This is a genomic window from Methanobrevibacter sp. (genome assembly GCF_045112895.1).
Taxonomy (GTDB): Archaea; Methanobacteriota; Methanobacteria; order Methanobacteriales; family Methanobacteriaceae; genus Methanocatella.
In genome coordinates, this window is record NZ_JBGUIH010000054.1 from 1 (window position 1) to 24848 (window position 24848).

The 24848-nt window shown below is 34.8% G+C and carries 31 protein-coding genes and 1 pseudogene; 8 read left to right on the plus strand and 24 right to left on the minus strand.

Annotated elements, in window-relative coordinates; genetic code table 11:
- From ACJMLD_RS08765 to ACJMLD_RS08795, 7 genes and pseudogenes are all read right to left on the minus strand, one after another.
- Window positions 1-195, minus strand: a pseudogene (locus ACJMLD_RS08765) (alanine--glyoxylate aminotransferase family protein); the annotation flags it as partial.
- Between the two features lie 48 nt (window positions 196-243).
- The gene (locus ACJMLD_RS08770) at window positions 244-1548 is read right to left on the minus strand and encodes an adenylyltransferase/cytidyltransferase family protein (RefSeq protein WP_405270594.1); all 1305 of its coding nucleotides are present in this window, start codon (window positions 1546-1548) and stop codon (window positions 244-246) included.
- A gap of 123 nt (window positions 1549-1671) precedes the next feature.
- On the minus strand, window positions 1672-2190 hold the full coding sequence (locus tag ACJMLD_RS08775; RefSeq protein WP_405270596.1) for a YgjV family protein: 519 nt from the start codon (window positions 2188-2190) through the stop codon (window positions 1672-1674).
- Entirely contained in the window at window positions 2190-3218 is a 1029-nt protein-coding gene (locus ACJMLD_RS08780) for an acyltransferase (protein WP_405270598.1), read from the minus strand. The genes ACJMLD_RS08775 and ACJMLD_RS08780 overlap by 1 nt, the downstream gene beginning before the upstream one ends.
- Before the next feature lie 94 nt (window positions 3219-3312).
- Window positions 3313-5709 (minus strand): CDP-glycerol glycerophosphotransferase family protein, encoded by a 2397-nt coding sequence (locus ACJMLD_RS08785; protein WP_405270692.1) that lies wholly within the window; start codon window positions 5707-5709, stop codon window positions 3313-3315.
- Between the two features lie 164 nt (window positions 5710-5873).
- The gene (locus ACJMLD_RS08790) at window positions 5874-6656 is read right to left on the minus strand and encodes a GNAT family N-acetyltransferase (RefSeq protein ID WP_405270600.1); all 783 of its coding nucleotides are present in this window, start codon (window positions 6654-6656) and stop codon (window positions 5874-5876) included.
- A 72-nt stretch (window positions 6657-6728) separates the two neighbouring features.
- Window positions 6729-7790 (minus strand): pyridoxal phosphate-dependent aminotransferase, encoded by a 1062-nt coding sequence (locus ACJMLD_RS08795; RefSeq protein ID WP_405270602.1) that lies wholly within the window; start codon window positions 7788-7790, stop codon window positions 6729-6731.
- A 269-nt stretch (window positions 7791-8059) separates the two neighbouring features.
- Between ACJMLD_RS08795 and ACJMLD_RS08800 the strand changes: the two genes are divergently transcribed.
- Entirely contained in the window at window positions 8060-8626 is a 567-nt protein-coding gene (locus ACJMLD_RS08800) for a hypothetical protein (protein ID WP_405270604.1), read from the plus strand.
- Here the strand turns inward: ACJMLD_RS08800 and ACJMLD_RS08805 are convergent.
- Together ACJMLD_RS08805 and ACJMLD_RS08810 are read right to left on the minus strand one after the other, a co-directional pair.
- Window positions 8623-9291, minus strand: a complete 669-nt coding sequence (locus ACJMLD_RS08805; RefSeq protein ID WP_405270606.1) for a uracil-DNA glycosylase — start codon at window positions 9289-9291, stop codon at window positions 8623-8625. The genes ACJMLD_RS08800 and ACJMLD_RS08805 overlap by 4 nt on opposite strands.
- 9 nt (window positions 9292-9300) lie before the next feature.
- Window positions 9301-9759, minus strand: a complete 459-nt coding sequence (locus ACJMLD_RS08810; protein ID WP_405270608.1) for a pyridoxamine 5'-phosphate oxidase family protein — start codon at window positions 9757-9759, stop codon at window positions 9301-9303.
- Window positions 9760-9807: 48 nt separating this feature from the next.
- Between ACJMLD_RS08810 and ACJMLD_RS08815 the strand changes: the two genes are divergently transcribed.
- Entirely contained in the window at window positions 9808-10284 is a 477-nt protein-coding gene (locus tag ACJMLD_RS08815; protein ID WP_405270610.1) for a GNAT family N-acetyltransferase, read from the plus strand.
- A gap of 5 nt (window positions 10285-10289) precedes the next feature.
- Here ACJMLD_RS08815 and ACJMLD_RS08820 read toward each other — a convergent pair whose 3' ends face one another.
- The 7 genes from ACJMLD_RS08820 to ACJMLD_RS08850 form a co-directional block, all read right to left on the minus strand.
- The gene (locus ACJMLD_RS08820; RefSeq protein WP_405270612.1) at window positions 10290-11000 is read right to left on the minus strand and encodes an alpha/beta hydrolase; all 711 of its coding nucleotides are present in this window, start codon (window positions 10998-11000) and stop codon (window positions 10290-10292) included.
- 35 nt (window positions 11001-11035) lie between these two features.
- Window positions 11036-11455 carry a hypothetical protein gene (locus ACJMLD_RS08825; protein ID WP_405270614.1) on the minus strand — a complete coding sequence of 140 codons (420 nt, stop codon included), beginning with the start codon at window positions 11453-11455 and terminating at the stop codon, window positions 11036-11038.
- Window positions 11456-11492: 37 nt separating this feature from the next.
- Window positions 11493-12635, minus strand: a complete 1143-nt coding sequence (locus ACJMLD_RS08830; protein ID WP_405270616.1) for a toxic anion resistance protein — start codon at window positions 12633-12635, stop codon at window positions 11493-11495.
- A 9-nt stretch (window positions 12636-12644) separates the two neighbouring features.
- On the minus strand, window positions 12645-13223 hold the full coding sequence (locus tag ACJMLD_RS08835) for a zinc-ribbon domain-containing protein (RefSeq protein ID WP_405270618.1): 579 nt from the start codon (window positions 13221-13223) through the stop codon (window positions 12645-12647).
- A 9-nt stretch (window positions 13224-13232) separates the two neighbouring features.
- Window positions 13233-14123, minus strand: coding sequence for a hypothetical protein (locus tag ACJMLD_RS08840; protein ID WP_405270620.1), 891 nt, complete (start codon window positions 14121-14123; stop codon window positions 13233-13235).
- 67 nt (window positions 14124-14190) lie between these two features.
- On the minus strand, window positions 14191-14631 hold the full coding sequence (gene dtd / locus ACJMLD_RS08845) for a D-aminoacyl-tRNA deacylase (RefSeq protein WP_405270622.1): 441 nt from the start codon (window positions 14629-14631) through the stop codon (window positions 14191-14193).
- 244 nt (window positions 14632-14875) lie between these two features.
- Window positions 14876-15826: a malate dehydrogenase gene (locus tag ACJMLD_RS08850; protein ID WP_405270624.1), complete on the minus strand. Its 951-nt coding sequence runs from the start codon at window positions 15824-15826 to the stop codon at window positions 14876-14878.
- 187 nt (window positions 15827-16013) lie between these two features.
- Here ACJMLD_RS08850 and ACJMLD_RS08855 point away from each other — a divergent pair, with 187 nt between their 5' ends.
- Window positions 16014-16664, plus strand: coding sequence for a hypothetical protein (locus ACJMLD_RS08855; RefSeq protein WP_405270626.1), 651 nt, complete (start codon window positions 16014-16016; stop codon window positions 16662-16664).
- 15 nt (window positions 16665-16679) lie between these two features.
- On the opposite strand, the gene ACJMLD_RS08860 is transcribed toward ACJMLD_RS08855, so the two are convergent.
- Both ACJMLD_RS08860 and ACJMLD_RS08865 read right to left on the minus strand, forming a co-directional pair.
- Window positions 16680-17069 (minus strand): zinc-ribbon domain-containing protein, encoded by a 390-nt coding sequence (locus ACJMLD_RS08860; RefSeq protein ID WP_405270628.1) that lies wholly within the window; start codon window positions 17067-17069, stop codon window positions 16680-16682.
- A gap of 5 nt (window positions 17070-17074) precedes the next feature.
- A complete protein-coding gene (locus tag ACJMLD_RS08865) occupies window positions 17075-17356 on the minus strand; it encodes a zinc ribbon domain-containing protein (RefSeq protein ID WP_405270630.1) in 282 nt (93 codons plus the stop codon).
- A gap of 64 nt (window positions 17357-17420) precedes the next feature.
- Between ACJMLD_RS08865 and ACJMLD_RS08870 the strand changes: the two genes are divergently transcribed.
- Window positions 17421-18218, plus strand: coding sequence for an amidohydrolase family protein (locus ACJMLD_RS08870; RefSeq protein ID WP_405270632.1), 798 nt, complete (start codon window positions 17421-17423; stop codon window positions 18216-18218).
- 39 nt (window positions 18219-18257) lie between these two features.
- Here the strand turns inward: ACJMLD_RS08870 and ACJMLD_RS08875 are convergent, their stop codons facing one another.
- The 3 genes from ACJMLD_RS08875 to ACJMLD_RS08885 are packed head-to-tail and all read right to left on the minus strand — an operon-like array spanning window position 18258 to window position 20426.
- Window positions 18258-18686, minus strand: a complete 429-nt coding sequence (locus ACJMLD_RS08875; RefSeq protein ID WP_405270635.1) for an NUDIX domain-containing protein — start codon at window positions 18684-18686, stop codon at window positions 18258-18260.
- A 41-nt stretch (window positions 18687-18727) separates the two neighbouring features.
- Entirely contained in the window at window positions 18728-19729 is a 1002-nt protein-coding gene (locus ACJMLD_RS08880; RefSeq protein ID WP_405270638.1) for a GGGtGRT protein, read from the minus strand.
- Between the two features lie 4 nt (window positions 19730-19733).
- Window positions 19734-20426, minus strand: coding sequence for an iron-sulfur cluster assembly scaffold protein (locus tag ACJMLD_RS08885; RefSeq protein WP_405270640.1), 693 nt, complete (start codon window positions 20424-20426; stop codon window positions 19734-19736).
- A gap of 122 nt (window positions 20427-20548) precedes the next feature.
- Between ACJMLD_RS08885 and ACJMLD_RS08890 the strand changes: the two genes are divergently transcribed.
- Both ACJMLD_RS08890 and ACJMLD_RS08895 read left to right on the plus strand, forming a co-directional pair.
- A complete protein-coding gene (locus ACJMLD_RS08890) occupies window positions 20549-20845 on the plus strand; it encodes a putative quinol monooxygenase (RefSeq protein WP_405270642.1) in 297 nt (98 codons plus the stop codon).
- A 186-nt stretch (window positions 20846-21031) separates the two neighbouring features.
- On the plus strand, window positions 21032-21814 hold the full coding sequence (locus tag ACJMLD_RS08895; RefSeq protein ID WP_405270644.1) for an NAD(+)/NADH kinase: 783 nt from the start codon (window positions 21032-21034) through the stop codon (window positions 21812-21814).
- On the opposite strand, the gene ACJMLD_RS08900 is transcribed toward ACJMLD_RS08895, so the two are convergent.
- From ACJMLD_RS08900 to ACJMLD_RS08910, 3 genes are read right to left on the minus strand one after another with little or no spacing between them, the layout of a single operon-like run.
- Window positions 21811-22047 carry a 4Fe-4S binding protein gene (locus tag ACJMLD_RS08900; protein WP_405270646.1) on the minus strand — a complete coding sequence of 79 codons (237 nt, stop codon included), beginning with the start codon at window positions 22045-22047 and terminating at the stop codon, window positions 21811-21813. The genes ACJMLD_RS08895 and ACJMLD_RS08900 overlap by 4 nt on opposite strands.
- A gap of 34 nt (window positions 22048-22081) precedes the next feature.
- A complete protein-coding gene (locus ACJMLD_RS08905; RefSeq protein ID WP_405270648.1) occupies window positions 22082-22624 on the minus strand; it encodes a flavodoxin family protein in 543 nt (180 codons plus the stop codon).
- 28 nt (window positions 22625-22652) lie between these two features.
- On the minus strand, window positions 22653-23171 hold the full coding sequence (locus ACJMLD_RS08910) for a hypothetical protein (RefSeq protein ID WP_405270651.1): 519 nt from the start codon (window positions 23169-23171) through the stop codon (window positions 22653-22655).
- A gap of 87 nt (window positions 23172-23258) precedes the next feature.
- Between ACJMLD_RS08910 and ACJMLD_RS08915 the strand changes: the two genes are divergently transcribed.
- Window positions 23259-23969 (plus strand): RecB family exonuclease, encoded by a 711-nt coding sequence (locus tag ACJMLD_RS08915; RefSeq protein WP_405270653.1) that lies wholly within the window; start codon window positions 23259-23261, stop codon window positions 23967-23969.
- An 80-nt stretch (window positions 23970-24049) separates the two neighbouring features.
- On the plus strand, window positions 24050-24829 hold the full coding sequence (locus ACJMLD_RS08920) for a class I SAM-dependent methyltransferase (protein ID WP_405270655.1): 780 nt from the start codon (window positions 24050-24052) through the stop codon (window positions 24827-24829).
- Window positions 24830-24848: the final 19 nt, after the last annotated feature.

The window sequence follows — 24848 nt, forward strand, 5'->3', positions numbered from 1 at the left end:
CATAGCACCTGTTCCAGAACATGTTAACAGAATTATTTCACCATTTTCATTGAATAATAATCTTTTTAATCCTTCACTAGCTGAGAATACTATTTGAGAAAATTCGACGTTTCTGAAATAAGGTACCTGCTTTCCACCAATTTCCAATGTTTCAGGAAACATTTCCACTGGTCCAATAGTAAATAAATGACCCATAATATTTCTCCATTATCTGAATATTATCATTGTTCAATCCATAGGTTTTTAATTTTTCACTTTTTTAATTTTGTCCAATATTCTAATAATAGTCAATGACTCATCTTCAAAAATGCGTCTTGAATCAATACGATTATTAGCCAATAGATTTGACATTTCTCTAATCAGATATTTAAAACCGTTTCCTTCGTAATTAGTGTTGTAGACTTGCACATCCGTGGAATCAGGTGTGTGAATCTCAAAGTTTCTACTTTTCCACCAGTCGTTCTTCATACGGATTGTTCCTTCAGTTCCTATAATTTCCAATTGATTATCTACACGCATTTTATTTCCAACGGTTATTATGGCTCTAGCCTTTGGATAAACAAAGTTCATTGAAGCAAATTCTACGTTTTCACCATCTTTTTTAACTATATAATCAAATTTTTCATAATCCTGTCCCATTATCTTCAGCATAGGTATTAATGTGTAAACGCTTAAATCATAGAACAGATTTGAACGATTTATATCATATTTGGAAATTGCGCAATTGAAACTAAGTATGTCTCCTATTAAACCGCCTTGAGTCATCCATAATAACTGATTAAATACATAGATATGAACCATTTTAATGTTTTTCATTAGAATAACATTCTTTTTCTTGGCTAAATCGAATAATTCTTCCAATTCATGTTCCTTAAATGTGGCAGGAGGATCGTAGATTACATGTTTTCCAGCAACTAATGCTTTGCGGATGTAACTGTATCTCTTTTCTATTTCGCCGCGAACATAAACAATATCAGAATTTTCAACCATTTCAGAGTAGCTTTCACAGACATTTTCCACATCGTACTTTTCAAGGAATTTATCCAGAACCTTTTTATCTTCACAGTAAATATTTTTAACTTCAAAACCATTCACTAACTTTGATTCCTTTATAATTTGATTGTCATCAGGATAATCGAAAACAATACCAATATCATATTGGTCAAATGTCTCTTCCCTAATCTGTGTGCTTGAAATACCTTTTGTTCTTTCTAAATAGACCATATTACAATATCTGGATAAATGATCGAATTTTCCTCTCCAATCATCACCGATTACAAATGTATCAATGTCATATTTGATGATATCCCCTATTTTCTGACCCAAATACTCTTCGACAATAATCTCATCGACAAAACCGGTATTCTGTACATTTTCAATTCTAGTGGCGAGAGAGTCATGGACATTCAATTTTCCACGACCGATATCATAAGTTTCTCCAGTTACTCCAACAATTAAATAATCCCCATACTCTTTTGCTCTTTTTAATATGTTGTAGTGCCCTTTATGAAACAAGTCAAAAGTTCCATATGTGATAACTTTTTTCATTATTAACCCTCATAAAAAATTTTCAAATAAAAAATAAACATGATAACTATAAGTATGTATGAAAATCAATACATTTAAAAGTTACTAAATAACATAAAAACTCATTGAAATTAAAGAAAGCAACTAAAATCCATCAGTTCTAATTAATTTGATTAAAGAAATAAGACCTATTGTAGCAGTAATAATTTGGATAACTGCAGAGGTGAAATCATAGATTGCAATGAAATACACTATATAAAATAATAAATTAACTATAAAACTGATTTTAATAGATTTGATCTTTTTTAGGTAATAATTACATATTGTAATTTGCACTATTGCAATTATCGGCAAAAAGCCAATGATTCCCATTGTATTTACTAAAATTCCCAATATCACAGAGAGAATGACAAAGAATACTGTCCAGTTTAAAGTTAGTTTGTCTTTATAAACCATTGCATTCCTAATAGCTGCAATCGCCATTGTAGTAACACCTGTCCATGACATGAAAAAAACAGAAGATATTGTAAGTGTAAAAGCTTCTAGAAACTGATATTTATAAGCCTTTTTGGTATCATTGACACAGCAACTTATTAAAAGAAATATCCCTGCAATAAATGAAATGCAATTTCCTATTAAGATATTTAGAGGTAGCTCTAACATTAATGAACACCAACTAATTTATTCAAGATAGGTATCTTTGACAATAACACAGCCCCAATTAACGATGATGCAGCCAATAATACAAATACGACTGGGACTAGATCAAATGAAGTAATGGGATAATACTGCGAAAGCAGATTTATAATATGCTCATGCATCAGATAGATTGTATAACTGCAGATGCTGAACAAATAGATTACTGTTCCAATAAAGGATTTTTCAATGAAAGTATGTAGTTTTGATAATGCACTTTTAGGATTGAACGATGCGAATTTTGCCAAATATCTTAAGATTAAAAATAATGCACAACATTGGATTATAATTGAAATTGATTCAATATAAACGATTGTTGTGAAATTCCATGCATTATACACGTTTATTGCAAGGCATATTATGAATATTAAACTGGAAAATATTGCCATCGGAAGGGAATATATGTTGAATTCCTTATTTGTCAGATAATATCCCAAAACTACATAACCCATGTAAACACCAAAGTTCTGAAAGATTAAAGTCACATAATATTCCTCGGTGAGATGGAGATTGATTAAAATTATGAATATGAACCAGACAAATAAAAAGTATTCGGCTCCTTTTGTACCGTGTTCCTTGACAAATGAATTAAAAACGGGCATTAATAAATATATTCCAATAATTGCACAAACAAACCAAGGAAATGGAGCATCATAAATCCATATGCTGACCAAATCAAAGTTAAATGCATTCACATATGCAACAGACAAGAATAAGATTATATACCAGAATGCAGCGGGAATCAGGACTCTTGAAAAACGTTTTTTAAGGAATTGTGAAATTGAATATTCCTTGTTCAAGAGTAATGCTCCACTAAGCATGAAAAATAAAGGAACACCCATCCTAGAAATTGCAAGATAAGAAAGTAAAGTAGGGGATGCCAAGTAGTCAATATTTACTGGAAAATATTTGATAGTATGTGCTAACAACACCAAAAGAATTGCAATTGCACGCAATTCATCTAAATAAAAAATCCTCTCTTTTCTTAAAACCATTTTATCCCTAAAAATATTATAATATTAGTATTTGATTATGAATTTATAAATTTAGTGTTGTCTTTAACTGCTTAATCAAATTTTTGAGAGAATTTTAATTATCTAATATCTCATAAAACTCTTCAACAGCATTATTATTATACTCGTCATAATCTATGTCAAGCTGACTTTTTACTTTTCCATCCATAAAATCCTGCATAGCCTTTAAGATGCCCTCAACGGAATTATCAAATAGATACCCATCATAATCCCTTATCCACTGCAAACCTTCAATATCGCTAACGATTACTGGGATTTTGAGAGTATCCGCTTCCATAATTGTCATGGGCCATCCTTCACTAAGAGATGGCAAAATAAATAAATCACATTCTTTTAAAATCGGCATTGGATTGAAAATTGATTTGATTAGGGTGATATTATTTCTATATTTTAATTTGCTGATTAATCTTTTAGTTGAAATATATTCCTCACCAAATCCTCCAACAATTATAAGTTGAGTGTCAGGATAATCCTTACAAAATTTATTAAATGCTCTGATTAACATCTTATGATTTTTTTCATATGAGAACCTTCCAACCGAAATAAATTTCCTGCCTGGACTTTCCAAAACACCGATGATTCCCCCAGGATTATAAGTGCTCATTACAGTATTTCTATCAAATTCAATCTCTTTTTCACTATCGAGTAAGATTTTTTTATAAAAATTAATATTATGCACCAAATGAATTTTTTCTTCAGTTTCTGGATAAAAATCCAAAATTGATTTTAATGCTTTAGGGGAAACCGTTGCAATTTTATCATAGCAACTATAATTCTCAGCCAGAATATGTGGATTTTCAAATCCTTTTTCAATTCTTTCAGCTTTATCAGTGTGGGACCATATAATTTTATTTGCATTGCATTGTGAGAAAAGCAAGCTTTCAACTTCACTATAACCAATAAAATGAATTACATTATCAAATTCAAAATCTCCATAATACCTTTTCAATTCACGTTTAAATAAGTTTTTAACAATGTCTGGAGTCGCTTTATGATTTTTACTCTTGAGATATCTATTCAATTTGAATTTTTCAAGTAACGTTGGATTGATTGGTGTTCTTAATGGAGCATAGCTTATCTCATTTGGAAACAGCTTAAAAATGGAATCATGGTTCTTTTCTATATTCTTACTCCAACTACGATAAGAAATGAAATAGTCATGTTTTTCAGAGTCAACTTCATGCAATAGATTTACCAATGAAAAGGTAACGCCATTCTTTAATAACCCTCCAGCAAAAACCAAAGAGTTCTTATTGGAATTTTTTATTATTTCCTCATTTAACGGCTTTTCATCACTAAAAATATGTTGACATAATTTTTCACAGGCATCACCATCGTCATATAGACAATATTCCCTTAAAAAAGAATCATCATCATAATCTTTCCCTGAGTTCAACTCAAAGATCAACTCATCAACATCATGTGCCTTGGCAAACGGGAACTGTGAAAGGTCCATGAATGTGTCATTATTCTTAAAATATCTCTCCTCATCAAAAACAAATAGAATTATCTTCTTTTTAGTATTTGCAAAATCAAAGATAACATCTGAATAATCGCTGATAAGGATATCTGTAGAATTTAGCACATCATATTGCTCAAAATTATCTGGAAATTCTTGAATTTTATCGTATTTATCTAAATTAAACTCTTCTTTATTTAAAGGATGGAATTTAACCAATAATATTTGGTTATCATTTAGGCCTTCATCAATTCTTTTAAAGTATTTCTCCATCGTATTTTTACGGTCATTATTCTCAAAAGATTTTACGCTTTTAAACGATGGAACATATGCAATTATTTCTTTATCTTTAAAACCCATCTCTTCTTTCAAATTTGAGTTTTTGAAAAAAACGGAATTTCTCGGAGATCCACCCATTAAAACCTTTCCAGGGAAAATCTTATCCAACATATATGAGGATAAAAAGTTATTTTTTGAGTAGTCATTTGAAAATAAGATATAATCAGACGATAATAATGTTTCTTGAACACTTGCAATTTTATGTTCCTGATTCTTATTATTAAAGCCAAACGCTTTGAAAGGTGTTCCCTGCCAGGCATTGAATACAATTTGACCGGGGCGTTTAACAAACTTATGGAACAGGACTGAATCTGTAATGATATATTTTGCCTTTTCCATTATCATTGTTCCAATAGTTCTAGTGGAAACAATTTTATCAATATTCAATGAATAATTCTTTTCCAATTCTTTGATTTTAGTATGAACATTCTTTTTAGCATAAACAACAATTCTATAATCGCCATATTTACCTGTAGATAGTTCTTCTACAATTCTTAAAATATTGCCCGTGAAATCCTTTCCGTTTCCAGATTCAACATAAACCAGTTTTTCATCAATCTTTTTGTGATAATAATTATAGTAAATAAGGCTGTTTATTGAAGCATACTTCCAATCTTCAATCCTTTTATTAAATTTAGTTCCTAAGCTGATAATATCCCTCTTTAAGAATTATACCCTAATCAGATACATTTGACATTGACAATCACGAACGGAACTTACAATTCCTCTACTTAACATCGGAATATTCCCTATTACTGAAATAAAAACATTAACCTTTCAAAAGAATTATCTAAAGCCTTAAAGGAATAAATATATTACTAGAATAATTTTCCAATTTCACATGAAACTTCAAATCCCAGTTTGTCATATAATCCTGTTGATTCTTCAGTATAATTAATCAGATAAACCTTTTTACCTTCATCAATCAAGTCATTGCATAGTTTGCTGCAAACTTTTGTGGCAAGACCTTTTCCCCTATATGCATCATCAGTAATTACATTAGACAATACTGCAATGTTTTCAATCTCAGCGTTTGTAGAGGCATTAGAAATGATTTTATCCCCATCTTTAATTATATAATTTCTGCCAAAGTTATCCTCATCTCTTTCTTTAATCTGAGAAATCAATTCATCCAACTCGTAAAATTCACCCATAGGGTCATTTTTAATTAATTTTGAAATTGCAATGAAATCTTCCTCTTCATCAGCCAGTTCAACAGCTGAATTTTCGCAGTCATAATGTTTTGATAAAACTCTAACCCAACCATATTCAGCAGTATAGTCCTTTTCTTTAAGAATGTCATCAAGGTTTTCGATTAAATATTTTTCGGCACAAATGACTGAAGGATTCTCCGTTAATACCAATTTCTTTATTTTATCGAAGTCACAATCCTTATTTTTTGAAAAAACATGCATTCCAGAATAATATTTTAATATAACGCATTTTATTTCATTATCTTCCAAATCAAACCAAAATTTTAGGTTTTCATTGTCCAATCCATATTTTAGAAAATCCAAATATAGGTATAGGCATTTATCATATTCCTTTCCAATGTATTCTTTAATTGATTGTATGTCTTGCTTTTCGACTCTTTTAAACATGCTTTCCCTTCATCTATGAGTTATAATTATTTATATTAAAAATTAATCACTACTTTCATCTAATCCAACTAATTATTGATCTATATCTTCTAAAGCTTCAATGAAAGTATCCATTACTCCACTTTCACCAATGGAAACACGCAAGCAATCGCCTAGATTCGGAACATTATTATAAACCTTAATCAAAATTTTCTTTTCCTCTTTCATTCTTTTTACAATAGTTGCCGCATCAATGTGTTTCGGTTTGATGAAAATAAAATTGCCTTCCTTAGCACTAACCTCATATCCTTTTTCTTGCAGGGAATCAATCAAATGCTGTTTGCCGGTTAATTGTTTTTCAACAAGTTCATCAAGCATGCCCTCTTTTTCTATAATCGCTTCTGCAAATGCCATTCCAAAAGCATTAACATTATGTGGAGTGGCTAATTTTTGAACAATTGCAACATCATCTTTTTGGCCAACAACATAACCTAATCTTGCACCAGCAAGTGAAAATACTTTAGAAAATGTTCTAGTTAATAAAACATGCTCGTTTTCTATTGCATACTTAATAAATGAATTTGGGTAAAAATAGAAATAAGCTTCATCAATTAATAATGTACATTCATGTTCCTTACAAGCCTTCAAAATTTCATCCATCTCTTCATATGTGTATACATCACCGACAGGATTATTTGGATTTAAGATGATTACCAAATCAATATCATCATTAATTGAATCGATAATATTTTGAACATCCATTTCAAGATTTTCATCATAATGGACATGGACGCTTTCCCGACCATACATCTCACAATATACATCATACATCGCATAAGATGGAATAACGGACAATACTTTACCTCCCGGTCGGCTATATGCCTGAATAACGTATCTTATTCCTTCTGCAGAACCATTAACAAGGCAAATATTTTCCACTTCAACTCCAATAAATTTTGCCAGCTTAGTTGTAAATTCCAATTGCTCAGGATATTTAGCAACAAATTCTGGAGTGACTTTAGAGAGAACTTCATCAATAAACTCCTGAGGCAATCCAACAGGATTTTCATTCAAATCCATCCTTATATAGCCATCACGTGAATTCTGATCAAATATTCTGAATAAATTTTTAATGTTTTCATTAATATAATACATATTTTTCTCCCTAAATATTCTCAATAAGTTTTTATATCCTTAGCAAATTATACAATTTGTATTATAGCCATGCATAAAACATGAACGCCTTAATTTTTAAGTATTTTAATATTAAAGATATTTATTACATTTATTATAAATACTTTATCAAATGTGAGATTTCAAACTTATATAGCTTTTTTAATTTTATAACTACTTTGAATATAGGGATTATAGAAACTTATTTTCAAATATGATAAAAAACAGATAGTTATTTAGAGTTGACTGGAATGGAAATCAGTGCTGAAGAAATGAAAAGAACAATCGAAAAGATTTACAAGCGACTTGATGAAGTCACACCTGTAGATTTTGACTGTGGAAAATTATGCGGTGAAGTCTGCTGCGTATACGATGCGGAGGACTACCGCAACGAAGAGTTAGCTCTATATCTGCTTCCAGGAGAAGAGCTGATGTATGAAGATAGTGATGAATTTGAACTTTACTTTATCGATTCGTCTGAGATAAAATATCCTCACTCCTGGAAAGGCCAAATCTATCTTGTAAAATGCGTTAATCCGCCGAAATGCGACAGGTCAATCCGACCTATCCAATGCAGAACATTTCCATTAATACCTCATCTAAACAAGAAAGGAGAATTCCACCTGATTTTTGATGAAAGCGAATTTCCATACAAATGTCCTATTGTCCATGACCACATCAAACTGAATGACGATTTTGTAAAGACTACGTTTGAAATATGGTCGATGCTGATGACCAATCCCTTGGTATATGATTTGGTTGACATGGACTCCAGAATGAGAGACAACAGGAAAACCTATTATGAAGTTGTCATCTAGTCCAGCTTCCAGTCTATTTCCCCAATATCATTTTCTTTTAAGAATTCATTTGCCAGTTTAAAATGATTTGAGCCTAAAAATCCACGGCGAGCCGAAAACGGTGATGGATGGGATGTAATCAATACCAGATGATTCGGATTTGTAATCAATTCCCTTTTCTTTTCTGCCTGTTTTCCCCAAAGCAGAAATACGATCGGTTGAGTCTGATTATTCAGTATTCCAATTACATTATCTGTGAATGTCTGCCAACCGCAGCCGCTATGGGAATTGGCTTCTCCTTCAACGACCGTAAGAACAGTATTCAGCAAAAATACGCCCTGCTTTGCCCATTTTTCCAGACAGCCTGATTCAGGTATCGGATAATCATACTCGTCATTAATCTCTTTAAAAATGTTCTTTAGAGATCTTGGAATCGGCCTGCTATCGGGAGTGGAAAATGCAAGGCCATGAGCCTGGCCGGCCTCATGATAGGGGTCCTGACCTAAAATAACCACTTTAACATTGTCCAATGGAGTTAACTTGAATGCATTGAAAATATCATCATATGGAGGATAGATTGTTTTGTTTTCATATTCCCTGTTAATGAATTCAATTATCCTTTTAAAGTATTCCATTTCAAATTCATCCTTTAACGCCAAATCCCAATCGTTTCCAATCATAAGCATTACCCCCGACTATTTTTCCTCAACTCTCTTTCCGGTCATATGGTCAATGGTAATTTCAAATACCTCTGTCTTATCCAATAGCCTATCTATCTCATCAATGGTTTCCTGGTGTGTCGGGAAGAACTTGTCTCCAAGATGGGTCAGCTTGTCGATTTTATCCTGCCTATCCGTTAAAGTTTTAATTCTACCGAAGACCACTACGCTTTTAAATGTATACCACCAGCTGTCTTCGGCCTTAATTCCCTTATCAACAACACAATAGGAACATTTTGAATATTTTTTGACCGCATCAACCTTATGACCCTTCATTGCTCCGTGAAAGTATATCTTGCCGTCCACATAAACATGGCTCATCGGAACCGTATACGGATAGTCGTCATCACCCAACAGTGCCAAAACGCCGCGAGGTTCGTTAATCAATATATCGACACATTCTTCATCTGAAAGCTGCCTATTTCTTCTTCGCATTTTTCGAAACATATTACTATATTTAGCAAAACTACTAAAAATAATCTTATGTCACAGTTAACTTTCAGGAATGCAAAAGAGGAAGATGTCGGCTTAATTTTAGAATTCATTCGAAAATTAGCTGATTATGAACACAGGTTGGATGAGGTCATCGCTACCGAGGAAGAGTTAAAAAAATGGATTTTTGACAAAAAGCAAGCGGAGGTAATATTCGCTCTTGAAGATGGAAAGGAAGTGGGCTTTGCACTGTTTTTCCTAAGCTTTTCAACATACATATCAAATGTCAACCTTCACCTTGAAGACCTGTTTGTGGACCCCGAATATCGTGGAAAGGGATATGGAAAGGCATTGCTCAAGCAGTTGGCAAAAATTGTGGATGAGAGAGGCTACGGAAGATTTGAATGGACATGCCTATCTTGGAACAAGCCAAGCATTGACTTCTATCTGTCCTTAGGCGCCGAACAGAAGGATTGGAATGTTTTCCACCTAACCGGTGAAGAACTGGAGAAATTAGCCAATGACTAATTTACTTAAGCTAAAACACCATCAATGAAGTCCATGATTTCATTGACACTCTGTTTTTGTTGCGATTCGGCAGAAATTTTAGCTATTCCATCACCTGACTGGTTTCCATAATATCCGAATTGCGCATGATTTGCCCCATCAATTTCAAATTCGGTAAGGTTATCATCAATAAACCCAATGGATTCATTGTATTTTTCCATGTCTAGCACCTTATCTTCAGATCCATAGATTGACAGCACCGGCTTTTCAATTTCTGAAGTTGAATATGATGCAAACAATATCAATCCATCGGTCTTGTTGGTGCTGTTGACATAGGAAGCGGCCATTGCACCGCCTAAAGAGTGTCCGGATATGAAATAATGGGAGTAGTTTCCATCATCTATTATCTCATCTGCACTGTCCTGGCCTAAAAACGCCAGATTGAACGGCATTTCAACCAGATAACAGTCGATGCCTTCGCTTGACAGATTCATGAATAATGGAGCATATGAAGTATATTCAACTTTAGCTCCGGGATAGAATATCAATGCTGTATCGTTTCCAGGACCGTCCAACAGCATTCCGTTTGATGTTTTTATTGCAGATACGTCATCGGTATTGTTCAAACTGTCAATAGCAACTTTTTCTGCATGATAATAATCGCTGATGTAGAATATGGCAAATCCTACAATTAAAAGCAAAACAATTGCTATAGCAATCTTGATTTTTTTGTTCATGATTATATTTTAAAAAAAGTAATATAAAAAAATGATTACATGAATGCAAGTATGGCATATGCTATGAATATTAAAACAAGGCATGAAACGCAAGCAACTGTGGTTGGAAATTCACTGTTATCCTGATTGACATTTGGATTGTTTAATGCAGTTGATTGAATAGCATATTTCTCTTCATTGTCATATACATCTGCAAGTTTGATTGCAACCCAAACTGACCTGACAATTGAGACAAGCATCAGTATCATAGCTATTGCAACATATACATCAAGGATAGGGTCAAAATCGGATAATATTATTCCGAAAACCCATGGAATCTCATAGATTACGCCTTCCAGAATCCAATTTCGATTGTCATGAATAGCTCCGATATAAATAAATCCCAATCCGTTGAAGACGATAATCACCGAAAAGATTACCCACCATGATCTTTTAATTTTTTCTAATGCATTCATTTTTTAACCTAAAAAATTATAGTGAGGGTAAAACTCACTATTCTAACAAATCTTTATTGCTGGTTTCTATTTTGTCAACAACCTTTTGCCCTTCATCCGCAAGGTCTGAGAAGACCTCAATTGTTTCCTTCATCTTAGGAAGAGCTTGCTGTTTATAAGTGCTTACATCCTCAATAGCTTGAAGAGCTTCTGCAAATGAAGCCTTAAGAACATCTGGAGAAATCATTGTCTCAGCACTGTGCTTTTGAATTTCACTTCCTTGCTCCTTAAGCATGTGTGAAGTGGATTCAATTATGTTTTCAGTAGTCTTATTTAGGATATTGATCTTATCCATTACTATTTTTTGGTTATAAAGAGCACTTGCAACCATTACACCAGTTCTAAGTGCTGAAACTGTAACGTTTTGAGCGCGTTTTACTCCTCTAATCAATTCCTTATTGTTTCTTCTGATCACATTAAGGGAAACAATTCCTTGCTGGTTTACAACAATCATCTGCTGCATATCCATGATTCTTTGTCTTAGAGGGAACAGTATCTCTTCACGTACAAAAGCGATTTTCTCTTCGGATACTCCCTGAAGTTCTGCGTTTTGAATTTGGGCTTCAATGGATTCATCCATCTTCTTACCGAGCTCAATGTCTGCAAGAAGCTTGTTTGTAACTTCCCTTAAATAGTTCTCTTCACTTAAGAGAGTTGTGTTGTCGTTTTGCAAGACCTTTCCGCTTTTTTCAAGAGACTCTATAATGTGTGAGATTGATACTTCCGCCTTTTCATATTTTGCAAAGTATTTTTTAACGGGATTGACCAGATTTCCAAGCATGCCCTTTTTGGCAAAATCAACCTTGCTTGGGTCTAAATCTTTCATTTGCTGGTCCAGCTCCAATAATTTTTCTCCGATATTGTCGGCTTCCTTTCCGCCTTTGGTCAAATCACTTAATCTTGTTGATAACATTTCATTGTGTGAAGCGGATTTGGACATGTCGGATAAACCGAAATTGTCTAGAGGCTGTAGGATTTTTTCCCTTTCTTGTGGATTATTCAAATCGGCATCGAAAATTGCAGTTGCATTGTCTTGTGCTTGGTTTTTGAGATTTGAGTTTTCCAGTTTTTCTTCTTCATCCTTAATGGATGTTTCGACATCTTTTTTAATTTCATCTACATCTAGAGAAAATTCTGCCATTTTTATCACCTAATTAAGAAAGTCTATTTTATTTTTATCAACCTTAGCAGTGAAATTATCTATGGTTTCACCGCCTTTAATTATTTCTACATTAACATGATCCAAGTCGAGTTTTTTGTATGAAGTGTAATCGCCAAAGCTTATTTCGTAATCCGTATCATAGTAAACATTGGAAAGGGTTTCGGTTTCCTGACCTAAAACTGTGCCGTTTTCATCGCAATAGCTTGTTTTTATTACATATCCCTTCATATTCGAAGGCACATCCAAAAACAGGGCATCAGTATAGAAGGTATAGCTTGTCCTATTGTCGTAGGTGCTATCGTAGCCGTTTACTTCGGTTATAGTCAAATCAACATGATCCACATGGTCTCCGTCATCCGTTGCAACATCATGGTCATTTCCAAGGGAGAGTATAAACATCGCCCCAAAGACCAGAATAATGGCAATGATTGCCAGGAATATCTTTCCATTCGAAAGCATATTGGAACTCCTTGTTGATGCATCTTTAGAGAAACTGTAACCGCAATCCATGCAGAATTTTGCATTGTTAGCCTGTTCTTTTCCACATTTTGGACAAGTCTTGCTCATAAAATCACCCTAATATTCCTTAACCGAACTTGTTAGGTTTTCCATTTCTTCCAACAGATTCTTAACGTCATCACTTGATTCTTCATTTGAATTTAAATTTATGACGAGTTCATTTGTCAAGTCTTCAATCTGATCAATGATGGCTTTCATATTGCCTATTTTGCTTTCAAGTTCGCCTTCTATTCTAGGAGTGTCTTCAGCTGCAAGGTTAATGATATTCAAGGCTGAATCCCGCTGGGCATAAAACATCTTACGGGAATTGCCAACGACATTCATAAACCTGTCGTAAGTTAGTTGAGGAGGAGCGAAAGATTTTTCAATGAGATCCTTTACAACTTCCTCTTTTACGTCAAACAGCACCTTCAGGTCATTTACCTCTTTTTCATATTTTTTAAGTGATTCAAGACCTGAATTTTCATGTATTGGCGCTGAAACTGGTTTGGACACTACTCTTTCTTGCTTTTTAGTTTGGGTTTTCGCATATCCTTTTGAAGTCGTTAACCTGTAAAGATATGCTAAAGGAAGTATTGATAATATTAAGATAATAAACATTACTGCCTTATTTCCCCAGTAGTAAAAAGGAACCAGTATGCAGATTAAAGTAATGTAATAAACGCCCAATATTCCCATGAGAGAATTATTTATAAACAATAAATCGGATATGCCCCCTATTCCCCTTTGCAGTTTGATTTTGGAAGCATAGCTGGAGTCGGGTGCATATTGCAATACTTCATCATCTGTCAATATGCCCGCTTTAGGTTCGACGACATATTTGATTTCGGATAATGATTCTATGCAGTTAACCCTTGTTCCATCGATATCATAGGCCTTAGAGTTTTTAAAGGCAATAGGGGTTGTTAATCTCTTAATTTCATGAGCTTTTGAGCTTTCATTAGACATTTTGAATCTCCAATGAATATATTATATAGTATATATTTATAAAGATTTGTATTTAATTTGTTACTACCTAATCAAATTCCTTTTCAAGCAGAATTGTTACGGGTCCGTTGTTGAGCAAACTGACCTTCATAAACGCCCCGAACTCACCGGTTTCAACATCAACATCTTCACGACATTTTGCTGTGAAATAGTCAAATAATTCTGTTGCCTTATCTGGGGCTAAAGCCCTGTGAAAAGACGGCCTATTCTTTTTGGTGTGGGCATATAACGTGAATTGAGGTACCAGCAATAGCTTTCCTCCAATGTCCTTAACGGATTTGTTCATCCTGCCGTTTTCATCCTGAAAGATTCTGAGCTTTACAAGCTTCTTTGCCAGATAATCAGCTTCTTTTTGCGAATCCTCTTGCCCAAAGCCTACCAAGACCATCAATCCTTCATCAATCTGACCAACGATTTTTTCATCCACTTCAACACTTGCATTAGATACTCTTTGAACTACTAGTTTCATTTGCGAATTCTCCTAAAATAGCTGAAGCCATTAAAATAAGAGCAATTGCCAAAAAAGAAATTAAAATTAATTCTTCCGAACAGATAATTGCGCCTCAGAACAGCAACTCCCAATATTTCACCAATGATTAACACCATTATGATTTTTAGAATAATACTTGATTCCATCGATTTTTCACATATCTTCATCTGAAAATCCTCAGTAATATATCCTATTTTGGATTTTCTATAAAAAAAAGTTTTACTTATAAATCAAGATTTTCCTTAACCTCATAAGTTGCATCACGAACCGTATTAGCTGCTTTAATAAAGCTTCTCTTCTCAATATCGTTCATATGAATAGGAACAATCATTGCAATGCCCCTTTTGGATATAACTGCCGGCACACCTAACGATACATCCTCAACGTTTTCAACTTCACCATCAAGATAGCAGCTTACGGTCAAGACTTTGTGGGTGTCCGTTATTATTGTAGAAATCAGGTTTGATATAGCAAAAGCAGGACCATATTCAGTTGCTCCCTTTTTGGTAATTATTGTATTTCCCGCATTTTTAAGCCGTTCGACCAATCCTGTAATGTCCAAATCCACATATTCCACGAAATATTTTAAAGGAATACCCCCAATTGTTGTAGAACTTAAAAGAGGAACCATGTTATCCCCATGCTCGCCTACAACCCTTGTGTGAACTTCAGAACTGTTAATGTTGATTTGCCTTGAGAAATAATTTTTCAGTCTTAATGAATCCAGGTGGTTTCCGACACCGATAACCTTCATCTTATCAAATTTGGAAGCATCAAGAGCGATGGTTGTCATTACATCCACAGGATTTGTAGCCACCAATATTATTGCATCAGGAGCGTATTTCGCTACCTGTTTTGAATAGTAGGCAACAATTTTCGCATTGGGAACTGCCAAATCCAATCTTTTCATACCTTTTTGGCGATGAATTCCGGCGGCAATCAATACAATGGCAGAGCCCTCGATATCATGAAAATCACAAGTCGGAGTCAACCTGCAATCAATATCCCTTGCAGCCAGAGCATCATACATATCGTAAGTTTCTCCTTTAACCTTTTCAAGGCTTTCGGGCCTTGCAACCATAACGATTTCATCAACTGTATCTTCCCTTGCCAGGGTAAACGCTACATTCTTGCCTATTGTTCCAGTTGATCCGAAAATACTTACCTTTACCATGATGTTATATTTGGATTTTAATATAAAAGTATTTTACTAAACAAAAAAAATGCTGTATGATTTATAAGAAAATTTAATAAATCTAAACAGAATATATAAAAATAATCAAAATTGTACATTCTGTAAATGTTAACAATAGTTTTATATGGATTGAATATTCTAACTTATATTAAATATCGGTGATACCATGGCAGATGAAGAACTGAAATTGGAAACAAAATGCTATGACGCTAACGAATATGGATACCTGTACGGCTTGAACAAAAGGATTCCTGATGAAGAATTCGAAAAGGTCAAGCCATATTTCAGAAATTTCAAAAGAATGGATTTCGTAGAGGGGAACGTTCAGGTAACAGGAAGGCCTGAAGGATATAGGTGCCTTGAAAAGGATGTTGCAAAAGTCGAAGAGATTTTAGGAATCACAAACACTTTAGAAAAGAGGCAGAACAAGGTAAAGGAAGCGTTTGCAGACCCGATTAAAAAGGCCAATCTCATTGACAAATCCTATGAATGGCTGAAAATGCTATTTGAAAAGGGAGGAACCCGGCCGGAACAGGACCTGTCAAGACTTGCAGTGCACTCTACAAAAATCTATGATCCACAGGACGGCTTCAAAAAGGGTGCAGACAAAGGTGAAGGGGAACTGTTTATCTACACTCCACACGGCATGTGGTATATCATCAACAACTCAGGAGAGTTTTCAGACAAATCACTGAACAATGTCAAAACAAAGCAGGGTGGAGCTGTAGGCCATAGGCTAATGTATGACGATTTGATTGACAGACTGATTAGAATCTACAGCGAAGAGAACTTGTATACCGGTGAAAAGCTATATTAATTTCACCCTCTTTTTTTAATTATTTAACCTGTCGATTGCCCATCCTAAAGCATATCCGATGAGAAATGTTGGAATCGCAAACACCAATCCGACAATTATTGCGGCCAAGAATACTGATATCAATGGAAACTGGCCAAGGTTTACAAACATTGCGAGAAGAAACATTGCAACAAAGACCAAAATACTAATGGATTTTGATTTGGCAAATCTGAGCTCTCCGGTGTATTTATCGGTTTTATAGAATAGCTTGGATATAATAGAATCCTGATTTTTATTTACCCTAACTTTAACTTCATTATCCGGTTTATTTTCATTTACAGGCAATGACTTAAACTCCAAACCGCAATTTTTGCAAAACTGCGCCTCATCCAGATTTTCACAACCGCATTCACGACAGAATTTCATATTGATCACCTTTTAAATTTCAAATATAAAACAGCTGAAAATAATAAAACAACAACAGCTATGGCGACAATCCAATTAACAAATCCATATAACAGGGCTCCAATGAATAATATTGCTATATAGATTAATGTTGCAACATTACTGGAGTGATATATGGAATTAATTCTTCCAATATCATGATTATTTAATTTTGTTCCACAATTTGCGCAAACTGATTCCTGCGGACTTAATATCTTGTTACATTTGGGGCATCTTTGGACTGGCATGTCTAATATTATGTTGTCCATTAAATTAAATGTTTTATAATATAAAAATCAAATTTATTATTTAGATAACAGGTGGTTTAATTATATGCAAAAAATTATAAATGCACATTGTCATATTTATCCAGAAAAAATAGCAGAAAAAGCAGTACTTGGAATTAGGGATTTCTACGATTTGGACATGTCCTTGAACGGCAAATTAGATGATTTGATAAGGGACGGTGATAAAGTTGGAGTAACACATTACCTGATTCATTCAGTTGCAACAACACCTAAGCAGGTTAAATCAATAAATGAATTCATAGCTGATGCCGTAAATTCCAATCCCGACTTATTTACAGGATTCGGAACCTTGCACCCCGACAGCGAGGATATACAGGGAGACTTCGATTACCTGATTGAACTTGGCCTTAAGGGTGTTAAGCTGCACCCGGACTTCCAGCAGTTTGCAATGGATGAAGAGCGTGCATTTAAAATAGGTGAAGTCGTAAGCAAAGGCAATGTCCCGATGCTTGTTCACTGCGGCGACTTCAGATACAACTATTCAAATCCAAAGCATATTAAAGCATTTCTGGAAAGATTCCCAGACATTACATTCATTGGAGCCCACTTTGCAGGATGGAGCATGTGGGAAGAGGCAACCCGCCAACTGTCCCATTTTGAAAACCTATATGTTGACTTGAGCTCAAGCCTATATGCCCTGACACCTGAAACCGCACTAGAACTGATTCATGCATACAGTGCCGATAAGGTACTGTGGGGCACCGACTATCCGATGTGGGAATCTGTCAGCGAAATGGAATACTTCAATAAAATCAATTTGACAGAAGAGGAGCGCTCCAAAATACTTTATGAGAATGCTGCCAAACTACTAAAACTAGAATAGAACCAAAGTGTGACATTTTGTCACGCTTTCAAAAAAAAATTATCTGAATTCTTTTTTATTAAACGCATCAGCAGCAGGCGGCGTTAATAAACCTTCAGAAATCATTTCATCTATTTCATCAAGACTAAACCAACCGTAATCATCATGCTCTTCACTAATAGTGACATCATCATTCTTGCAAGTAACTTTCATAATCAATTGAATTGATTTTACCTCTTCAGAAGTTTTGCAAGCAGTAAAGTCTTTTCTGACAACATTATAAAGTGAATCAACATCCACCTCAAGACCTGTCTCTTCAAGAAATTCCCTTTTCAGACCTTCATCGAAAAATTCGCATTTCTTAACCTTACCACCTGGAATTTCCCATCTGCCCGCATCATGAGCAGATTTTGATCTAATTTTCAAAAGTAAAAATTTGCCATCAAATTCACAAATCCCTCTTGCTGTCAATCCCCATAATGTAGCCATGTCAAACACCTAAAAAAAATAAGTTAAAGGGAAAGATTCCCCTATTGTTTCATTGCCTTTTCAACAGCCACTGCAACTGCAACGGATGCTCCGACCATCGGGTTGTTACCCATACCAATTAGTCCCATCATTTCCACATGGGCAGGAACTGATGAGGAACCGGCAAATTGTGCATCGGAGTGCATTCTGCCCAATGTGTCTGTCATACCATATGAAGCAGGACCTGCCGCCATGTTGTCAGGGTGCAGGGTTCTTCCTGTTCCCCCGCCTGAAGCGACTGAGAAGTACTTTTTGCCTTGCAATATGCATTCCTTTTTGTATGTTCCGGCCACAGGATGCTGGAAACGTGTAGGGTTTGTTGAGTTGCCTGTAATTGATACGTCAACACCTTCCAAATGCATGATTGCCACACCTTCACGCACATCATCTGCACCGTAGCATCTTACCTTCGCCCTTTCTCCATCTGAATATGCTTTTTCCTTGACTACTTTCACTTCTCCTGTAAAGTAATCGAATTCTGTTTCAACATGGGTGAATCCGTTGATTCTTGAAATGATTAACGCTGCATCCTTTCCAAGACCGTTCAATATTACTCTCAATGGTTTTTCACGAACTTCATTTGCAGAGTTTGCAATACCGATTGCCCCTTCAGCTGCCGCAAAGCTTTCGTGGCCTGCTAAAAATGCAAAGCATTCGCTTTCATCGCTTAAAAGCATTGATGCTAAATTACCATGACCTAATCCAACCTGTCTGTCATCTGCAACACTTCCCGGAATGCAGAATGCCTGAAGGCCTTCACCGATTGCCTTTGCGGCATCTGATGCTTTCACGCAGCCTTGCTTTATGGCTATTGCAGCACCAAGAGTGTATGCCCAGCATGCATTCTCAAAACAGATTGGCTGAACTCCTTTTACAATATCAAATGGGTCGAAACCCTTATCAAGACAAATTTGCTTTGCCTCTTCAAGGTCTTTAATGCCATATTTCTCTAAAACAGGAATGATTTGATCTATTCTTCTCTCATAACTTTCAAATAAGCTCATAATATCACTCCTTCCTTGGGTCAATTTTTTTAACGGCATCATCAAACCTTCCATATTGACCTGTTGCCTTTTCAATTGCTTCCAGAGGGTCAACACCATCTTTTATTTGGTCTAACATGACGCCGAGGTTAATGTACTTATAACCAATTATTTCATTGTCTTCATCAAGCCCGATTTCTGTAATATAACCTTCAGTGAGCTCCAGATACCTTGGTCCCTTTTCCTTTGTTGAATAGATTGTTCCAATCTGGCTTCTGTGGCCCTTTCCCAGATCTTCAAGGCCTGCACCAATCTGAAGGCCCCCTTCTGAAAATGCGGATTGGGTTCTTCCATAAACAATCTGTAAGAATAATTCGCGCATTGCAGTATTGATTGCATCACAGACCAAATCTGTGTTCAATGCTTCAAGGATTGTTTTTCCAACCAGTATTTCACCAGCGATTGCTGCTGAGTGAGTCATGCCGGAACAACCTAAAGTTTCAACCAATGCCTCCTCAATGATTCCTTCTTTAACGTTTAATGTCAATTTGCAGCATCCCTGTTGCGGTGCACACCATCCGATACCATGGGTAAAACCAGAAATGTCACTGATATGTTTTGCCTTAACCCATTTGCCCTCTTCAGGAATTGGAGCGGGATCATGATTAGCACCTTTGCGAACAAGACACATATTTTCAATTTCTGTTGAATATATCATCATTTTTCTCCAAAATTTTTTGCTACATTTATATATCTGCTTTTTAATTAATGTATTTTTGGAAAAATCAATTAAAATCATTTAAGTAATATAAGAATTATATTATCAAACAGGTGGTAGTTATGGATTTCATTTTAGTATTAGCGAAAATTCAACCTAAAGGCGGTTGTCAAGACAGTATCCTGGAACTTGCTAACGAACTGGTTTATGAAACCTTGCTGGAAGAAGGCAACATCGAGTATCGATTGTTAAAATCAGATGAAGATGATACATTGACTTTTGTTGAAAAATGGGAAAGTCTTGAAGCACTTAAAAGACATATGGGTTCACCGCACTTCATAAACTTTGGAGAAGAAAGCGATGAATTCGTTGAAAATATGGATATCCAAGTTATTGATGCTACTGAAATCAAATTTTAGTAATTGATGTAGATTACCTGCATTAAAAACTCTACTTTTTTTATTTCTTTTAATTATTTTAAAAATTCAATTAATTAAATCAACTATTTTTACAAAACCTATTAAAATATTAGGCCATCTTATCAATATAATGTGAAGAAAAAATCTTGGAAAAAATTATTTAATAGGAGTTAGATAATTACATCTATGAAAATATTCATCAATGCCGACAACGGAAATTCCAATTCCTTAAAGACAAAAGAGGAATTAATCAGGATTTCACAAGAGCTAAAAATTGAAATCAGTGATGAAATAGCAGAATGCGATTTAGTAATCTCAATCGGCGGAGACGGCACATTCCTTGAATCCACCAGATTATCCTGTGGAAAACCAATAATTGGAATACATACCGGAACATTAGGCTTTTTAACTGAAATAGACCCCAAAAATATCAAACATGCACTAACCGACATTATAGAGGGCAACTACCATATAGAAGAAAGGATGATGCTTGAAGGCGAAATCATTAAAGAGAACGGAGAAACAATCGAAATACCTCCCGCATTAAACGAAATTGGAATTTCAAAAAATATCTTCGGTGTAGTGAGATTTGATGCGATAATTAACGGAAAGCTCATCAACTCATATACTGCTGATGGAATCCTACTTTGTACACCAACAGGTTCGACAGCATATAACCTATCCTGCGGTGGTCCGATTGTAGATCCAACAGCCCATATCTTAACATTGACACCAATAGCTCCCCATACAGTAATCAATAGAAGCATTGTACTATCTGATGATTCGACTGTTGAGATAAAAATAACAGAGCTTAGAGACAACACCACATCATTTGCATTATATGACGGTCATCCAATTGAAGTGTTCAATGGCGATATAATCAAAATTAAAAAGTCAAAAACCCATACAAAAATAATAAAGCTTGAGGATAGGAGTTTCATTGACACTATTCGAGAAAATATCAATTAGTTGACTGTAATGCAGTCATTTGGACAGATTGCCATGCACACCTTACAGCTTTTGCAAACTTGAGGATCCCTTACTGTCGATACATCATCAACAATCATCAAAACATTATTCGGACATGCAATGCTGCATTTTTCACATCCGTCACAATCTTGTGCGTTGATGTCAATATGACAGTCCACAGTTTCCTCTTCTTTCTTGTTTTTATTCCTTCTAAATAATGAACCAAGACCCATTCGCAAGTCCCCAAAAAATAGAAAAAAAGTAGGTTTAGAATTTTAAACCTAATTCATATGCTTCTTTTAACTTATCTTCTTGTTCTTCAGCCACAATTCCTGCAGGACCTGCACTGCCAGCATCAACATGGCCAATTACCTCATATCCCATGAATGTAAACGGTGAGAATTTGGTCATTTCAATATAATTGGCATAGGTTCCTTCCGGCTGGTTTTCAGTGAATATCAATGCGGCTTTTCCAGATAAGCTTTTATCAGGGTTTTGTCCGATGCTGTAGAAACGGTCAATGATTAATTTACCTTGAGCAGACATTTGTCCATAGTAGATTGGTGTTGCAAATATCACGCCATCGGCAGCAACCAGTTCATCCAGAATCTTGTTTCCGTCATCTGCACGTACGCATTCAGGGTTTTCTGCACAGTGCATGCATGCTTTGCATGGAGCGATTTCACATTTTTCCAAGTAGTATTTGACTACTTCCCCGCCGTTTTCTTCGATTCCTTTTATCATTTCATCCATCAATACGTCACAGTTTCCGCCTTTGCGCGGGCTTGCTTGAAGTGCTACAATTTTCATTTTAACTACTCTCCAAAAAATTATAAATTTAATTTATATTAATTGTATCAATAATGCCTTTACAATGATTTATGAAATAATCACTGTCTGAATATGGAATGTTTTCCCCGGAAATGCAATAATTCTGGCCGTTTTTGTTAAAGAATATATCGGAGCTGTAATGGCCGGTTACTTCATTATACAGGAAGTATGTGCTAACTCCATTTTGGTCAATTAATTGACTTGACGTATAGACATTATTGGCATAATAATTATTTGCAATATCATCAATGCTTTGGGAATTATCGATTTCAGATACATTGATTGTCATATTCCTATTCTTATCAAATAAACTTACAGCAGTATCGTTAATTGCCATGTCGGTAAAGTTATCGATTTTTGAAAAACTGCTTGATCCAAAAGCGACAATGCTTTCATTAACTTCATCAGTGACATTATCTTCAACCGTATCATTAGAACTGTCATCCATATTGAAATCAAAACTGCCTATGTTTATTCCAACAAAGATGACAATTAGAACAATAAGAAGTGCATATAATTTTTTCATTATAGATTCACCTAATATATAATATTAAAATTAAACTATTTAAAATAATAATAATTTATTTTTAAAAGTTCTAATAAAACTATAACCATGAAATTGTCAAAATCGAAAGTCAACACATATCTCAGATGTCCTCTTGAGTTCAAATTCCAATATATCGATGAAATTGAAGTGCCTCAAAACAAGTATATGGCATTGGGAAGTGATGTTCATCTGATTGCCGAGAAGTTCTCGGAAAAGTTCGGAGATGACCTGGATGATGTAAATATCGAAAATGAACTTTTGAAAATTGCTCATGAGGAAGAAATAGGATATGATGTGGCCGAACACATTGATAATTTAAGCTCTTTTTTTAGGGAAGTCTTTGTTGAAAATGACTATAAGCTATTCTGCCAGGAAGAATATCTCTTGGATGAGGAGAACCGGTTTTCAGGAATCTGCGATATAATATTGGAAGATGATAACGGAGACCTGGTTGTCATCGACTACAAAACTTCCAAATCCAGTTCCTTTTCAAAATATCGCCGGGAGCTATGCTATTATAAGCTGCTTGTTGAGAACGTATTCGGCAAAAACGTTTCAAGCGTCGGCATATTCTTTACTAAAAACGGCCGTTTGAGACTTCTTGAAGTTTGCGATGAGGACAATAAGCGCAAATATTTATGCAAAAGTGAAATCGAAGATGCTGTCGATACCCTTCATCATGTAAGAAATGAAATTAATAAAGGTAATTTTCCTGCAAAAGAACAGTTTTTATGCAGATATTGTACTTACAAAGAAATTTGCGATGACTATTTCTAAAAATTTAGGCATGCCTAAAAATTTATATATGACATTGAACAATCTTTAATCAAAAACCATTAAAAAATGGAGGCATACTTATGAATTTAGAAGGCGTAGAAAAAACAATGCTTTTAACATTGTTTGCAAAAGCAAAGCATTCACAACAGAAGAATCATAAATTTTATGATTCAAAAGCGATAGAAGTAATATCTAAGGTCAATTATGATTTCAGCAAAGCTGAAAAAGACAAACAAATGCAGCTCGGAACAATAGCAAGAACAATCGTATTGGACGATATGGTGAGCGATTATATACATGACCATCCGGACTGCACAATCGTCAATATTGCCTCAGGAATGGATACTCGTTTTAACAGGCTTGACAACGGCAGAATTACCTGGTACAATGTGGATTTGGAAAACTCTGCCAATTACAGATTGAAATATATTGAAGATACCGACAGAGTAAAAACCCTAGCTTATTCCGCAATGGATCCTGCTTGGGCTCAGGAGATTAAAATAAGAAATGATGTCCTTTTCATTGTTGAAGGCCTGACAATGTATCTGAATCAGAAGGACGTAGTGGACATCATCAATGTAATAGAAAGAAATTTTGACAGATGCACCATATTTATGGAAATAATGCCGCCGATTTCAGTTAAAAACACCAAAGAGGTATCAATAGAGGATACAGATGCTAAATTCACTTGGGGCGTTGAAAAAGGTTATGAATTAACTAAGTTTAACCATAACCTAAAATGGATTAAGGACGTTAACCTGTTTGACGGCGTGAACGTTTACAAACCCCATTATAGAATTGTTACCTGGCTACCAATCTTAAGGAAACGAATGGATTACATAGCCGTTTTAGAAAAATAGGTGACAAAATGAAATTTTT